The sequence below is a fragment of the Streptomyces ardesiacus genome (assembly GCF_003112575.1).
Lineage (GTDB): Bacteria > Actinomycetota > Actinomycetes > Streptomycetales > Streptomycetaceae > Streptomyces > Streptomyces ardesiacus.
Genome location: NZ_BEWC01000010.1, coordinates 111,694 through 126,275, shown reverse-complemented (window position 1 = coordinate 126,275; position 14,582 = coordinate 111,694). Strand labels below are relative to the sequence as shown.

Genomic DNA, 14,582 nt, shown 5'->3' with positions numbered 1-14,582 from the left:
ACATGGGATACCTGCTCCTGGCCGGAGCCATCGCCGCCGAGGTCGCCGGCACCACCGCCATGAAGTACAGCGAGGGGTTCAGCAGGCTCGTGCCGTCCCTGCTGACGGCGCTCGCGTACGTCCTCTCCTTCGCGCTCCTCGCCCAGACCCTGAAGATCCTCGCCGTCGGCACGGCGTACGCGATCTGGGCCGGAGTGGGCACGGCCGCCATCGCCACCATCGGCGTGGCCTTCATGGGCGAAGGGATGACGCTCACCAAGGCCGCCGGGATCGCGCTGATCATCGTCGGCGTCGTCGTCCTCAACCTGGGCGGAGCGCACTGATGGTCCGCCGCCACGACCCCGAGCGCCGCCGGCGCATCATCGACGCCGCGATCCGGGTCGTCGGCCGGGCGGGCATCGCCGGCCTCAGCCACCGCACCGTCGCCGCCGAGGCGGACGTCCCGCTCGGCTCCACGACGTACCACTTCGCGACGCTGGACGACCTCATGGTCGCCGCCCTGCGCCAGGCCAACGAGGGCTTCGCCAAGGTCGTCGCCGCCCACCCCGCCCTGGCCGACCCCGAGGGCGACCTGCCCGCCGAACTCGCCCGTGTCCTGGGGGAGTGGCTCGGCGGCGACCGCACCGGCGTGGAGCTGGAGTACGAGCTGTACCTCGCCGCGCTGCGCCGCCCCGCCCTGCGCCCCGTGGCCGCCGAGTGGGCCGAGGGCGTGGGCGCCCTGCTCGCCGCCCGCACGGACCCCACCACCGCCCGCGCCCTGGTCGCCGTACTGGACGGCATCTGCCTCCAGGTCCTGCTCACGGACACGCCCTACGACGAGGAGTACGCGCGCGAGGTGCTGACCCGGCTGCTGCCGGCGCCCGGCACCCGAGACGGGCGCGGTCCCGGCTCGCTTCCACCGGCGGCGGCCGGTTAGGTTGCCCTCATGACCGACACGACTGCTCCCCGCACCACCGGCGCCGTGGCCGCCGGCCTCGCCACGATCGCCGCCGACGGCACCGTCCTCGACACCTGGTTCCCGGCCCCCGAACTCGCCGCGGAGCCCGGTCCCTCCGGCACCGAGCGCCTCACCGCCGAACAGGCCGCCGAACTCCTGGGCGGCGGTGCCACCGCCGCGGTCGGTCCGGACGCCCGCCGCGGCGTCGAGGTGGTCGCGGTCCGCACGGTCATCTCCTCGCTGGACGAGAAGCCGCTCGACACGCACGACGTCTACCTGCGCCTGCACCTGCTCTCCCACCGCCTGGTCAAGCCGCACGGCCTCAGCCTGGAGGGCCAGTTCGCCTTCCTCGCCAACGTCGCCTGGACCTCGCTCGGCCCCGTCGCCGTCGACGACATCGAGAAGGTGCGCCTCAACGCCCGCGCCGAGGGCCTGCACCTCCAGGTCACCTCGATCGACAAGTTCCCCCGCATGACGGACTACGTCGCCCCCAAGGGCGTCCGCATCGCCGACGCCGACCGGGTCCGCCTCGGCGCGCACCTGGCCGAGGGCACCACCGTCATGCACGAGGGCTTCGTCAACTTCAACGCCGGCACGCTCGGCACCTCGATGGTCGAGGGCCGCATCTCCGCGGGCGTCGTCGTCGGCGACGGCTCCGACATCGGCGGCGGCGCCTCCACCATGGGCACCCTCTCCGGCGGCGGCAACGTCCGCATCGTCATCGGCGAACGCTGCCTGGTCGGCGCCGAGGCGGGCGTCGGCATCGCGCTGGGCGACGAGTGCGTGGTCGAGGCCGGCCTCTACGTCACCGCGGGCACCCGCGTCACCATGCCCGACGGCCAGATCGTCAAGGCCCGCGAACTCTCCGGCGCCTCGAACATCCTCTTCCGCCGCAACTCGGTCACCGGCACGGTGGAGGCCCGCCCGAACAACGCGGTGTGGGGCGGCCTGAACGAGATCCTGCACAGCCACAACTGAGCACGGAAGGCCGTGACCTGCGGCCCCCCCGTCGTCCGAACCCGGCCCCGGCACCGATGAAGTGCCGGGGCCGCGTTCGTGACCGTCGGCGCGCGGGCGCCCGCCCGGGCGGGCGCCGGAGGAGCGGCAGACCGCCGCACGGGCCGGGGGCGGCGCCGTGCGGGTTCACCGTTTCAGGGCGCGGTAGCGCTTCAGGAGCGCGGTGATGCGGGTCTGGTCGGCCGGGCCGTTCAGTTCGGTCAGGAGATCGTCGGGGCACAGTTCGTAGTGGTCGCCCCACCAGCGGCGGCCCCTGCTGTCCCAGATGCGGTATCCGCCCGGGACGCCCCGGGCCACATAGCGTCTTCTGCTCATCGCGGGCCACCGTAACCGCACGAAGGGCTGCTGTCCGGCGGCGGCCACGCCTGGAACTGAGCGGTGGCGGCGGTCAGTTCCTCGTAGGCCGCCAGCAGGCCGGCCGTGGTCCCGCGGTCCGCGGGCCGCAGCGGCGCGCGGACCGGGCCCGCCGGCAGGCCCAGCGCGCCGAGGAGCGCCTTGGCGGTGACCGTGCCGGGCAGGCCGGCCGCCGTCATCGACTCGACGAGCGGGACCGCCCGTCGCTGGAGCTGGGCGGCCCGCCCGGTGTCGCCCCGGTCGAAGGCGTCGAAAACGGCCGGGAACAGCCCCGGCACGACGTTCGCGACCGTGCTGACGCAGCCCGTCGCACCGAGCGCGTACAGGGCCAGGACCTGCTCGTCACAGCCCGCGTAGTACGCCAGATCCGTGCGGGACAGCACCTTTTGGGTGCCGAGGAGGTCGTACGAACAGTCCTTGACGGCGACGATCCGCGGGTGCTCGGCGAGGCGGGCGACCGTGTCCGGCTCGACGCGCGTGCCGGTGCGGCCCGGGATGTCGTACAGCATCACCGGCAGGCCGCTCGCGTCGGCGACCTCGCGGAAGTGCGCCTCCACCGCGTCCTGCGGCGGCCTGCTGTAGTACGGCGCGACCACCAGCAGACCGTCCGCGCCCGCCTTCTCGGCGGCCAGCGCCAGGTCCACGGTGTGCCGGGTGTCCGCGGTGCCGACCCCGGCGACGAGTGCCGCGCGGTCCCCGACGGCCTCCCGGACCGCCGTCACCAGCGCCGCCTTCTCGGCGTCCGTGGTGGTCGGCGACTCGCCCGTGGTGCCGGACAGGACCAAGCCGTCGCAGCCCCGCGAGACCAGGTGCCCGGCGAGCCGCGCGGCGCCGTCGGGATCGAGCGCGCCGGACTCGGTGAGGGGCGTGACCATGGCGCACAGGGTGCGGCCGAAGGGGGCGGCGGGGCGGTCGTCGTCTGTCGTCATGGGAGTAGTGTCGGCGGCCGGACCGTGTAGCTCCACTTAAATTTTCTACGAGGTACCTATAAGGAATGCTTCGCGCGGCGAGGGCCGGCGCTCGGGCGGGTAGCGCCGGGCGGGCCGGGGTACCCGGGGTGCTCCGGACCGAGAGGAGGCGGGAACACCGTGACCGGAACCATGCACACCAGGCCGGTGCGCGACGAACAGCACTCCGTGGGCGAACTCGTCGGGCAGGCCACCGAACAGCTCTCCCGGCTCGTGCGCCAGGAAGTGGCCCTCGCCAAGATGGAACTGGCCGAGAAGGGCAAGCGGGCCGGGCGCGGCGGCGGAATGCTCGGTGCCGCGGGCGCGATCGCCTACGTGGGCCTGTTCGCCCTGGCCGGCACGGCCGTCGCCGCACTCTCGCTGGTGCTGCCCGTCTGGGCCGCGGCGCTCATCGTGACGGGGGCGCTCTTCGTGATCGCCGGCGTCCTGGCCATGACCGGTCGCGCCCAGCTCCGCCGGGCCGTGCCGCCCAAGCCCGAGGAGACCCTCGGCAGCGTCAGGGCCGACGTCGACCAGATCAGGGAAAGGGCACATCGATGACCGACGCGACGAGCCGGGACGGTACGAGGAGCGGCTCCACCGCGCAGCCGGTCGGCGGCGCCAAGGGCCCCGACGAGCTGCGGCGGCAGATCGAACAGACCCGCGGCGAACTCGGCGACACCGTCGAGGAACTGGCTGGCAAGGCCGACGTGAAGGGCCGCGCCAAGGCCCGGGTCGCCGACCTCAAGGACAGGGCCGGCGCCATGACCGTGCACCTGCGCAGCTCCGCCGGGCACACCGTGCGGGGCGGGGCGGGCCGGACCGACCCGCCGTCACGGCGGGCGCGGGGCGCGGTGCGCGCCGGGCTCGGGCACCCGCGTGCCGTGCTGGTCGCCGGGGCGGCGGCGGGCGTGGCGGTGGCGGCGAGCCTCGCGCGGCGCCACCGCCACGGGCCCTGCTGAGGGCCGTGTCCCTCATGCCGGTACCGGAACGGACTTGACCTCAACCTTGGTCGAGGTCGGAGGGTGGTGGCGGCACGGTGGGCGCATCCACCGTGCGTCCACCGCGTACCGACGACCACCGACCACGGAGGCCGGCATGACCCGCCGCACCGACGCCCATCCCCGGCTCACCCGCCCCGACGTCCTGGCGCCCTTCTTCAGCACCTGGCGGGTGGGCACCCCCGAACGGCAGCGGCGGACCGTCGAGGCCATCGCCCGCACCTGGGAGCGCCGCCCCTGGCCCGCGGAAGACCTGCGCGGCTATCACGTCTACACCGGGCACGACGGCAGCACGCTGCTGCACCACTCCCAGTGGGCGAGCGAGCCGGCGTACGAGGCCTTCAGGAAGACCCGGCGCCAGGAGCGCGTCGACGAGATCGACACCGCCGTGCCGGGCATCGAGCGGCTGGCGCTCCGCAGCTACCGGCGGTACCGCAGCACCAGCCGCGAGAACGGGGCGGCAGCCGCGGCCCCGGGCTGCGTCGTCATCGTCGACGTCGAGTTCGACGGGACGGGCCCCGACCGCCGGCGCGCCTGGGTGGACGCCGTCTTCGAGGCCCTGGAGACCGAGCCGAACCCGCAACCCGGGGGCATCTCGGCCCACTTCCACCTCAGCACCGACGGCACGCGCGTCCTCAACTACGCCGAGTGGGAGAGCGCGCAGGCCCACATCGACGCCCTCGCCGCGCCCGGTGACGGGGTCGGCTCGGCGACGCCGCAGTGGGAGCGGGTGCACAACTGGCCGGGCCTGACCGGCGGCGGGGTCAGCCGGTACGACCACGCACTCGGTCTCGTGCCGCGCTGAACCGCCGAACCGCCGAGCCGCCGAACCCGCCCCCACCACCGTCCGGTTACGGACGGAACCGCAGCACCTGCGGGTCGTGGTCGCTGATCTGGTCGTGGAACTCGGCGTTGACGTGCACGCTGTCGTAGGACAGTCCGCCGCGGCGGATGGACGGACTGACCAGGATCTGGTCCAGGACCTGGCTGTTGCCCTGGTAGACGTACGAGTAACGCTCGCTCTCCGGCAGCGACTTCACCGCCGACCACAGGGCGCCGCCGTCCTCCAGCAGGCGGGCGGTTTCGGAGAACTCGAAGTCGTTGATGTCGCCGAGGGCGACGACGTCCGCGTTCTTCTGGGCGGCCAGGATCTCCTTCACGAAGGTGTTCACCACCTTCGCCTGGGCGTGGCGCTGGGTCTCCGAGCCGCGCGACGGCGGCTGGTACTGCGCCGTCAGGCCCTGGTCGCCGCCCTTGGAGTTGAAGTGGTTGGCGATGACGAAGACCGTGCGGCCGCGGAAGACGAACTCGCCCGCCAGCGGCTTGCGGCTGTCCTTCCAGGCCGGGTTCGCCGGGTCGACCCGCCCGGGGGAGTGGGTCAGCGTCGCCTTGCCGCGCTCCTTGCGCACCCCGGTCGCCGTGGTGGCGTCGCCGCCCGCCCGGTCGGTGAAGGAGACCCGCTCGGGGTTGAACAGGAACGCCTGGCGGATGTTGCCGCCGGGTTGGCCGCCGTCCGCCTTGTCGACCGGGTCGATGCCCCGCCAGTCGTAGCGCGGGCCGCCGGCCGCGACGATCGCGTCGATCAGCCTGCCGACCGTCTCGTCGGCCGCGACGGTGCCGTCGTCCGTGGCACCGTTGTTGTCCTGGATCTCCTCCAGGGACACGATGTCGGGCGACTTGAGGTGGTGCACGATCGCCTCGGCGTGGGCGGCGAACGTGTCGTCCGACGGGTCGAGGTTCTCCACGTTGTACGTCGCCACCGCCAGCTCGCGCGCGCTCTGCGGACGCGTCGACTCGCGCTCCGTGCCGCCGCTCCCCAGGGCGCCGATCTCGCTCGCGACGAGCGTGTAGCCGCCGTACTCGTTGTAGTCCAGCGGACCGGCGGTGGTGCCGGTCAGCGTGTCGCCGACGTCGGCCGCGGGGAAGTCGGCGGGCCTGCCCAGAGACTGGATCTGCAGCCGACCGGTGTTCTGGTCGTCGTAGGAGCCGTAGACCGTACCGCCGCGGCGGTTGTCGTTCTCGCGGGGCTTCACCGTGACCCACAGCTCCGTGTAGGGGTCCGAGGCGCCGACCACACGGGCGTCCAGGACCCGGACGTTCATGCCCTCCAGGGACTCGTAGTAGTCCAGGGCGTACCGCGCGGGCTGAAGCGGCAGGGCGTTGACCGACCCGTTCGCGCCCTCGTCGCCCTCGGGGGCGTACGCGCGCGGGACGGAGCGGGCGGAGACGGTCGTCGGGGCCGGGACCGCGTTGCCGCGCGACACGACGGTGACCGTCGGGCGCGTGATCTCGGTCACCGACTGGTTCCCCGAGGACGTGCCGCCGGGCACGTACTCCGAGACCGTGCCCGAGACGGTGACGGCGTCGCCGACGGCCACCTCGGGCGCCTTGCTCGTGAAGACGAAGACGCCCTCGCTGGTGGCCGGGTCGGCGTCCGGGCGCGGGTCCTGCATCCAGAAGCCCTTGGAGGAGCCGTAGCCGCGGACACCGGTGACGATTCCGGCCACGTCCGCGACCTGCTTGCCCGCGTACGGGGAGAGCCTGGTGGTGCCCTGGATGTCGTGGATGCGCACGGGGTCCGCCGGGGCGGCGCCGGCGTGCGCGGGCGCGGTGAGGACGACGGTGGACGCCACCGAGCAGACGGCGGCGACGGTGAGCGCGGCGAGGCGCGCGGAGGACTTGCTGGCCAACGGATCCCTCCGGGGACGTGACGTGGCGCGGGGACGGGGTGGGGCGCGGGGGAGGACCTGAGGGTCCGTGGGACTCCCGGGGCCCGGGTGAGCACCCTTCCCCCGGCTCGCCCCCCGCTTTCTACGCGCGTCAATCTCCTGCCTGGCCGCGCCGGTTGTCAAGGTTTCGGCCATGTACACCACCCGACGGGGAGATGAACCGGGCGGCATGGGTGGAAACCCGTCTAGGCTGAGCCGTTGAGCCGTACGCGGTCCATGACGCGGTCCGGGTGCCGACCGGTGCGATCCGGTGCGGTCCGGCCGCGGCCGTACGGCGGTCGAGAGGCGCGCGAGGAGAAACTTCCGATGTCAGACAGCTCCACCCTGCCGCCCGCACGGCTGCGCCCCGAAGCGGAGCTGGCCCGCGACGCGCTGTCCGCGCCGGTACTCGCCCGGGCCGCGCGGCTGGCCCGCTGGGCCGGTCCCGACACCCGGGTCGACGCCGGGGGCGGACTCGTCGAGGAACAGCTGCCCGCGGCGGCCGGGCAGCTCGGGCTGAGCGGGGACGACGCCGCCGCGTACGCGAGCGAGGCCTGGCGGATCGCCGTGGACACCGGGCTCGTCGAGATCACCGACGAGGAGGCGGGCACCGTCGCCGCGGGCGAGGACCTCGCCCTGCTCACCGGCTCCCCCCAGGACGTGCTCGGCGTCTGGCTCACCGCCCTGGAGGCGGTCCTCGCCGACGCCGGCGTGCCCGACCTCGACGACCTGGTCGACGCGATGGCCGAGGGCGGCGAGGTCGACCTGTCCTCCCTCGACTGGGACCCCGACGCCGAGGCCGAGTTCCTCGACGGCGTCCTCGGCAACCTCTACCTGCTCACCGTCGGCGAGGAGGGCCCCGGCGACGCCCCGGTGCCGCTGCCCGCGCTGGCCGCCTCCATGATCGTGCCCAGCGACATGGGGGAGCCCAGCAACGAGGTGCTCGAACAGGTGTCGGACGCGATGATGCGCCTGGACGACCAGTTCCGACTCCTGGAACCGGTCGGCCTCGTCGAGTACCAGCCGGTCGACGAGGCGCTCATGGCCGACGCCGACGAGGAGCCCGCCGCGCCCGTCGACGAGGCCGACGTCACCCGGTACGGCATGGTGCGGCTCACCCCGCTCGGCCTGTACGGACTGCGCGCCCGGCTCCTGGACGCCGGCTTCGACGCCCCCGCCGTCGGCGACCTCGCCGACAAGGGCGCCGACGCGCTGCTCGACGGCACCGCCCCCTTCCCGCCGGCCGCCGCCCACGCCGAGACGGAGCTGTGGCTGGCCGGCCGTGGCCCGCTCGACGCCGCCCGCGAACTGCTCGCGGCCGCCCGCGGCTCCGACCCCGGGGCACCGCTGCGCCGGCTCCGTTGCCAGCAGGCGCTCTCCCTCGTGGGCGCGGAGGCCGAACCGGCGCTGCGGGAGGTCCTCGACGACGCCGAACTGGGCGGGCTGGCCCGGGTGTGGCTCACCGAGCAGGGCGCCGCGGACGTGCCCGCCCCGCCGCAGGAGATGGTCTTCTGGCTGACCATCGACACCGTCGCCGCGCAGCTCGCCGCCGAAGGCAACTCCGAGGAGCTGCGCGCCCTGGTGGAGGGCCTCGCCCGTCAGCACAGCGGCTTCTTCGACACGGTCTGGCGGGTCGAACACCCGGCCACGCCGGACGTCCTGGAGGCGATGGGACGGCTGCACCCCGACAAGAAGATCGCCAAGGAGGCCCGCAAGGCAGCCTTCAAGGCCCGCTCCCAACAGGGCGGCTGACGGCCGGGGCGGCACCGGGGCGCCCTGCCTGGACGGTGGTGGTCGGGCCGTGCTCGGGAGCGGTGGTCCTCCTGCAGCCGGAAGGCGGGGGCCGGGTTGTGGCTGGGGTGTGTGCCGGAGGGGAGACGGGCGGCCGGGAACGGGGCGGCGGCGGCACCCGGGCGTCGTGGGGACATGGTGGGGGCCCGTGGGCGGGGGAGCGTGGTCGGTCCGACGGCGGGGAGTCCGGAGGCCGGGGTCCGGGAGCCGGGCGGGCGCGGGTGGGAGCCGTTCCCGCTCGTTCAGGTCGCGTTCAGGGCGCGGTGGGGCTCTCGTTCAGGGACGCGCGGAAGCGTGACGGCGGACCGAGGTCCGCCGTCCTCCACGGCCCGCTCACCGTCACAGGAGACACCATGTCGCTCAGCCGCAGGGACTTCGCCGGCCGCTCCGCGCTCACCGGAGCCGGGGTCGTGCTGGCGGGCAGCGTCGGCGCCCTCGCCACCGCGCCCCACGCCCTCGCGTCCACGGACACCGACAGCGCGGGGGAGGAGCACGGCCACGGCCACGATCACGGCGGGGTCGGCTACGGGCCGCTGGTCCCCGACCCGGACGGAATCCTCGCCCTGCCCGCCGGCTTCCGGTACGAGATCATCACCTACTCCGGCCGGACCAGGCTGGAGTCCGGCGAGTACACCCCGTCCCACCACGACGGCACCGCCGCCTTCGAGGGCCCGCGCGGCGCCACCCTCCTCGTCAACAACCACGAACTCGGCGGCCACCGCGACGGCTGGCCGCACCCCGTGCCGCTCACCGAGGGCCTCGTCTACGACCCCGCCGCCGCCGGCGGCTGCACCGTCGTCGAGGTCCGCCGCGGCGGCCACGTCGCCGAGTGGGTCGGCATCGCCGGCACCGCCACCAACTGCGCGGGCGGCAGCACCCCGTGGGGCACCTGGCTGACCTGCGAGGAGACCGAGGACAAGGCCGGCCAGAAGGGGATGACCAAGGACCACGGCTACGTCTTCGAGGTCGACCCCGAGGACCACCGCGCCAACCGCGATCCCAAGCCGGTCAAGGCGCTCGGCCGCTACGCCCACGAGGCCGTCGTCATCGACCCCAAGCGCGGCCACGCCTACCTCACCGAGGACGCCTCGGGACCCAACGGCCTGCTCTACCGCTGGACCCCGCCGGAGCACTTCCGGCACGGCCGCGGCCGGCTGCGCACCCTCGCCGACGACGCCGGGGTCCTCCAGGCCTTCAAGTGCTTCGACTCCGGCGGCAAGTTCGTCGACGACCTCTCCCGTGCCACGAAGACCGGCACCGTCTACGGCGTCGACTGGGTCGACGTCCCCGACCGCGACGCGAGGACCACCTCCGTGCGCAAGCAGTTCGCCGCCGGAGAGGTCACCCGCGCGCGCAAGCTGGAGGGCATGTGGTGGGCCGACGGCGGCGCGTACGTCGTCTCCTCCTACGCCCGTGACGAGAGCCCCGGCCGCCCGCACGACGGCCAGGTCTGGTTCTACGACCCCAAGCGCCGCACCCTCACCCTGAAGGTCCTGCTGGGCGTCAACCCCGACCCGTCCGCCGACGGAGCCTTCGACGGCCCCGACAACATCACCGTCTCCCCCTACGGCGGCCTCGTCGTCGCCGAGGACGGCGACGGCGTCCAGCACCTGTTCGGCGCCACCGACAGCGGCCGCACCTACCCCATCGCCCGCAACGAACTGAACCTGGGCACCGAGGACGACCCCGAATACAGCGAGTTCACCGGCGTCACCTTCTCCCCCGACGGCCGGACCCTCTACGCCAACATCCAGACGCCCGGCATCATGCTCGCCATCGCGGGGCCGTGGAAGCGCCAGAAGCGCCGGTAATTAATTCGGTCGCCCGAGCGACGACCGCCCTTTTAGAGTGATGAACGTCCAGGTGCGAAGGCAGGACCTACTTCCACTGATAATGGGGCGGTCACGGGTTCGAGTCCCGTCACCGGCACACGCGCCGGTGTAGCTCAGAGGTCAGAGCACCTTGTCGGTTCCGCCGACCTGAACTCTGGACACCCACAACTTCACGCACCTCCCGGTGCGCGGGCCGCGGCTACTTCTTCTCCGAAAAGAATCCCGTGCCGCCGCCCATGTGATCTCGGGAGGCCCAGCAGTCGAAGGGTGCCCGGTGCGCAGGCAGCGGATACTTCTTGGACCGGACGGTTGCGGGTTCGAATCCCGTCACCGACTTCGGGTCGGTGTAGCTCAATTCGGCAGAGCATCCGCACGTTCCGTCGCCGATTCCGACCTCGGGCACCCTTCCGCTGCCGTGTCTCCCGCCGAACGCACAAAAGAATTCGGGGGAATTCACCATGGCGCGATTCAACACCAAGGCCGCCAAGGCGCAGCCCGCCTCGCGCGTGACGTCGACGGGACGCGTGCTGCGCACCTGCGAGGGCGGCCGGGGCACCGAACGCGACGCGCGTTCCGAGCTCTTTCTGCTGTCGGTGGCCAACTTCGTGACCCAGCGGACCTTCTACGAGCCCGGCGCCGCCCGCGACGACCGGTTCGTCACACTCGTACGCGAACTCGCCCTGTCCGACCCGTCCTGGACCGCCGGTCTGCTGGGCTGGCTGCGCGGCGAGGGCAACCTGCGCACCGCCTCGATCGTCGGCGCCGCCGCTTACGTCAAGGCCCGCCTCGACTCCGGCGCCACCGACGGACCGTCCAACCGGCAGGTGATCGCCTCCGTGCTGCAGCGGCCCGACGAGCCCGGCGAGCTGCTCGCCCACTGGACCGCGACCTACGGCCGCGCCCTGCCCAAGCCGGTCAAGCGCGGCGTCGCCGACGCCGTACGACGGCTCTACCGCGGCACGTCGCTGCTGAAGTACGACACCGCGTCCAAGGGCTACCGCTTCGGCGACGTCCTCAACCTCGTACACGCGGCGCCCGACCCGGACAAGCCGTGGCAGGGCGAGCTGTTCCAGTACGCCCTCGACCGCCGGTACCACCCCGACACCGCGGTGCCGCCCGCCTCGGACCGGGTCCTGACCGCGCACCGCGAGCTGATGGCGCTGCCCGTCGACCGGCGGCGAGCGGTCGTCACGGCACCCGACGGCGCCGAGCGGCTCGCGGCGGCGGGCATCACGTGGGAGATGCTGGCCGGGTGGCTCCAGGGCCCGATGGACAAGGCCGCCTGGGAAGCGGTGATCCCGTCCATGGGGACGATGGCGCTGGCCCGTAACCTGCGGAACTTCGACGAGGCCGGTGTCTCGGACGAGGTCGCGGCCCGGGTCGCGGCGCGGATCGGCGACCCGGCCGAGGTGGCGCGCTCGCGGCAGTTCCCCTTCCGCTACCTCGCCGCGTACCGGCACGCGCCGTCGCTGCGCTGGTCGTTCGCGCTGGAGCGGGCGCTCGGCCACTCGCTGGCCAACGTGCCCGCGCTGGGCGGCCGGACGCTGGTCCTCGTGGACCGCTCGGGCTCGATGTTCTTCTCGCGGCTGTCGGACCGCTCCGAGCTGACCCGGGCCGACGCGGCGGCCGTCTTCGGCACGGCGGTGGCGCTGCGGGCGGCCGACGCGGACCTGGTCGAGTTCGGTACGTCCAGCAGGCCCGTGACGTACCGCAAGGGCGAGTCGGTGCTGAAGGTCCTGGAGCGCTTCGGCGACCTCGGCGGCACCGACACCACCGAGGCGGTGCGGCGCCACTACAAGAAGCACGACCGGGTGCTGATCGTCACCGACGAGCAGTACGCGTACAGCCGGCACGGAGACCCGACCGAGCAGGTCCCGGCGCACGTGCCCGTCTACACCTGGAACCTCGCCGGGTACCGGGCGGGCCACGGTCCGTCGGGCCGGGCGAACCGGCACACCTTCGGCGGGCTCTCCGACGCCGCGTTCCGGATGGTTCCGCTGCTGGAGGCGGGCCGGGACGCCGACTGGCCGTGGCAGGAGCGCGCCGAGCACGCGCGGTAGGGTGCCCGGAAGGGTGCCCGGTGTGCAGGGAGGGGCTGTGGCGCAGGTCAGGCCCATGCGGGCGGATGCCCGCCGCAACCGTGAGCGGCTGTTGGCGGTGGCGGCGGACGCGTTCGCCGAGCACGGTGAGGGAGCCTCCCTGGACGACATCGCCCGCCGTGCCGGGGTGGGGACCGGCACCCTGTACCGGCACTTCCCGACGCGGCAGGCGCTGCTGGAGGCCGCCTACCTGGAGCGCCTCGAGGCGATCGCGGCCCGCGCCGACGCGATCGCCGGCGCGCGGGCACCGGGCGCGGCGCTGGTGGCGTGGCTGGACGAACTGGCCGCCGGCATGCTCCAGGTGCGCGGGCTGAAGGCGCTGCTCGGTACGGCCGTCACCGGCGGCGGGCCCGCCTGCGGCGACTGTGTGCGCGGTGCGGCGACCCGCCTGGTGCGGGCCGCGCAGGAGGCCGGCGCGCTGCGGCCGGACGTCGAGCCGGTCGAGGTGCTGCGGCTGCTGCACGGCGTGGTGACGGCGGCCGAGGCGGCGGGCGAGGTGGACGGGACGGCCGTGCGGCGGTACCTGTCGCTGCTCATGGAGGGACTGGGGCGGGTCTAGGTCCGAGGGGGGCGTCCGAGGCCGGACGCCCCCCGGCGTCTACAGCGCCTGGGCCGCCGGCTTCACCATGCCGCGGACCGTGCGGGACTTGACGAAGTCGCCCACGGCGGTCATCTCCCACTCGCCGGAGTACTGGCGGATCAGCTTCGCCATCATCACGCCGGTCTGCGGCTCGGCGCTGGTGAGGTCGAAGCGGACCAGCTCCTCGCCCGTGGCGGCGTCGAGGAGGCGGCAGTAGGCCTTGGCGACCTCCGTGAACTTCTGGCCCGAGAACGAGTTCACCGTGAAGACCAGGCCGGAGACCTCCTGCGGGAGCCGGCCGAGGTCGACCACGATCACCTCGTCGTCGCCGCCGCCCTCACCGGTCAGGTTGTCGCCGGAGTGCTTGATCGCGCCGTTCAGGATCGAGAGCTTGCCGAAGTAGCAGCTGTCGATGTGGTTGCGCTGCGGGCCGTAGGCGATGACGGACGCGTCCAGGTCGATGTCCTTGCCGCGGTACGCGGGCTCCCAGCCGAGGCCCATCTTGACCTGGGAGAGCATCGGCCGGCCGCCCTTGACGAGGGAGACCGTCTGGTTCTTCTGGAGGCTGACCCGGCCCTTGTCCAGGTTGATCTTGCCGCTGCCCGGGGCGGGGGCCGGCGGTGCGGCGGGCGGCGCGGGCGGCGCGGCGGGCATCGTGGGCGCGGCGGCGGGCGGGGGCGGCGTGACCGCCTGGGGCTGCGGCGGGGCGGCCGGGGCGGCGGGCTCCTCCACCGTGACGCCGAAGTCCGTGGCGATGCCGGCCAGGCCGTTGGCGTAGCCCTGGCCGACCGCGCGGGCCTTCCAGGCGCCGTTGCGCCGGTAGACCTCGACGATCACCAGGGCGGTCTCGGTGCCGAGCTGCGGGGGCGTGAAGGTGGCGAGGACGGAGTCGTCGTCCGCGTCGCGGACGGTGGCGGTCGGCTCGATGCCCTGGAAGGTCTGGCCGGCGGCGTCCGGGCTGGCGGTGACGACGATCTTCTCGATGCCCGGCGGGACGGCGGCGGTGTCGACCGTGATCGCGTCCGGGGCGGTGCCGCCGCCGGAGCGGTAGGTCACGCCCTGGCCGGCGGGCTGGTTGTAGAAGATGAAGTCGTCGTCGGAGCGCACCTTGCCGTCGGCGGTGAGCAGCAGGCCCGATACGTCGAGCCGCACGGGCGCGGCGACGTCCACCGTCACGCGGGCGGCGGAGAGGGGGATGTTCGAGCCGGGGGTCATAGCTGTCATGCCGGGTGAACGAGCGAGGGCGTTTTACCGTTCCCTTACCCTGCGGCCAATCGGGTCGGGGCGGCGGGGGCGGCGTTCCCGGCCGTTCCCGC

General features: G+C 73.7%; 14 protein-coding genes. 10 read left to right on the top strand and 4 right to left on the bottom strand.

What is annotated here, in order from left to right:
• Positions 1-2 precede the first annotated feature (2 nt).
• Genes Sdi02f_RS30505 through dapD form a run of 3 tightly spaced genes read left to right on the top strand, consistent with a single transcriptional unit; the run spans position 3 to position 1,915 of the window.
• Positions 3-323 carry a DMT family transporter gene (locus tag Sdi02f_RS30505; protein ID WP_030403777.1) on the top strand — a complete coding sequence of 107 codons (321 nt, stop codon included), beginning with the start codon at positions 3-5 and terminating at the stop codon, positions 321-323.
• Positions 323-916: a TetR/AcrR family transcriptional regulator gene (locus Sdi02f_RS30500; protein WP_053638614.1), complete on the top strand. Its 594-nt coding sequence runs from the start codon at positions 323-325 to the stop codon at positions 914-916. The genes Sdi02f_RS30505 and Sdi02f_RS30500 overlap by 1 nt, the downstream gene beginning before the upstream one ends.
• Positions 917-925: 9 nt before the next feature.
• Positions 926-1,915, top strand: a complete 990-nt coding sequence (dapD, locus tag Sdi02f_RS30495; RefSeq protein WP_030403779.1) for a 2,3,4,5-tetrahydropyridine-2,6-dicarboxylate N-succinyltransferase — start codon at positions 926-928, stop codon at positions 1,913-1,915.
• Between the two features lie 165 nt (positions 1,916-2,080).
• Here the strand turns inward: dapD and Sdi02f_RS30490 are convergent, their stop codons facing one another.
• Complete coding sequence (locus Sdi02f_RS30490; RefSeq protein WP_030403780.1) at positions 2,081-2,269, bottom strand: hypothetical protein; 189 nt, start codon at positions 2,267-2,269, stop codon at positions 2,081-2,083.
• Positions 2,266-3,237, bottom strand: coding sequence for a 4-hydroxy-tetrahydrodipicolinate synthase (gene dapA, locus Sdi02f_RS30485; protein ID WP_167458280.1), 972 nt, complete (start codon positions 3,235-3,237; stop codon positions 2,266-2,268). The genes Sdi02f_RS30490 and dapA overlap by 4 nt, the downstream gene beginning before the upstream one ends.
• Positions 3,238-3,396: 159 nt before the next feature.
• Between dapA and Sdi02f_RS30480 the strand changes: the two genes are divergently transcribed.
• The 3 genes from Sdi02f_RS30480 (at position 3,397) to Sdi02f_RS30470 (ending at position 5,061) form a co-directional block, all read left to right on the top strand.
• Positions 3,397-3,816 (top strand): phage holin family protein, encoded by a 420-nt coding sequence (locus tag Sdi02f_RS30480; protein WP_030403782.1) that lies wholly within the window; start codon positions 3,397-3,399, stop codon positions 3,814-3,816.
• Positions 3,813-4,217: a DUF3618 domain-containing protein gene (locus tag Sdi02f_RS30475; RefSeq protein ID WP_108934383.1), complete on the top strand. Its 405-nt coding sequence runs from the start codon at positions 3,813-3,815 to the stop codon at positions 4,215-4,217. Before Sdi02f_RS30480 ends, Sdi02f_RS30475 begins: the two co-directional genes overlap by 4 nt.
• Before the next feature lie 136 nt (positions 4,218-4,353).
• The gene (locus Sdi02f_RS30470; protein WP_031186155.1) at positions 4,354-5,061 is read left to right on the top strand and encodes an antibiotic biosynthesis monooxygenase; all 708 of its coding nucleotides are present in this window, start codon (positions 4,354-4,356) and stop codon (positions 5,059-5,061) included.
• A 46-nt stretch (positions 5,062-5,107) separates the two neighbouring features.
• Here the strand turns inward: Sdi02f_RS30470 and Sdi02f_RS30465 are convergent, their stop codons facing one another.
• Positions 5,108-6,946, bottom strand: coding sequence for a DUF8508 domain-containing protein (locus tag Sdi02f_RS30465; protein ID WP_031186154.1), 1,839 nt, complete (start codon positions 6,944-6,946; stop codon positions 5,108-5,110).
• A 345-nt stretch (positions 6,947-7,291) separates the two neighbouring features.
• Here Sdi02f_RS30465 and Sdi02f_RS30460 point away from each other — a divergent pair, with 345 nt between their 5' ends.
• The 4 genes from Sdi02f_RS30460 to Sdi02f_RS30445 all read left to right on the top strand — a co-directional run bounded on the left by Sdi02f_RS30460 (position 7,292) and on the right by Sdi02f_RS30445 (position 13,245).
• A complete protein-coding gene (locus Sdi02f_RS30460; RefSeq protein WP_030403786.1) occupies positions 7,292-8,716 on the top strand; it encodes a hypothetical protein in 1,425 nt (474 codons plus the stop codon).
• A gap of 392 nt (positions 8,717-9,108) precedes the next feature.
• Positions 9,109-10,566 carry a PhoX family protein gene (locus Sdi02f_RS30455; protein ID WP_108934382.1) on the top strand — a complete coding sequence of 486 codons (1,458 nt, stop codon included), beginning with the start codon at positions 9,109-9,111 and terminating at the stop codon, positions 10,564-10,566.
• Between the two features lie 479 nt (positions 10,567-11,045).
• Positions 11,046-12,647, top strand: a complete 1,602-nt coding sequence (locus tag Sdi02f_RS30450; RefSeq protein WP_108934381.1) for a TROVE domain-containing protein — start codon at positions 11,046-11,048, stop codon at positions 12,645-12,647.
• A gap of 37 nt (positions 12,648-12,684) precedes the next feature.
• Positions 12,685-13,245: a TetR/AcrR family transcriptional regulator gene (locus tag Sdi02f_RS30445; RefSeq protein ID WP_030403789.1), complete on the top strand. Its 561-nt coding sequence runs from the start codon at positions 12,685-12,687 to the stop codon at positions 13,243-13,245.
• Between the two features lie 39 nt (positions 13,246-13,284).
• Here Sdi02f_RS30445 and Sdi02f_RS30440 read toward each other — a convergent pair whose 3' ends face one another.
• The gene (locus Sdi02f_RS30440) at positions 13,285-14,481 is read right to left on the bottom strand and encodes a TerD family protein (protein WP_108934380.1); all 1,197 of its coding nucleotides are present in this window, start codon (positions 14,479-14,481) and stop codon (positions 13,285-13,287) included.
• Positions 14,482-14,582 lie beyond the last annotated feature (101 nt).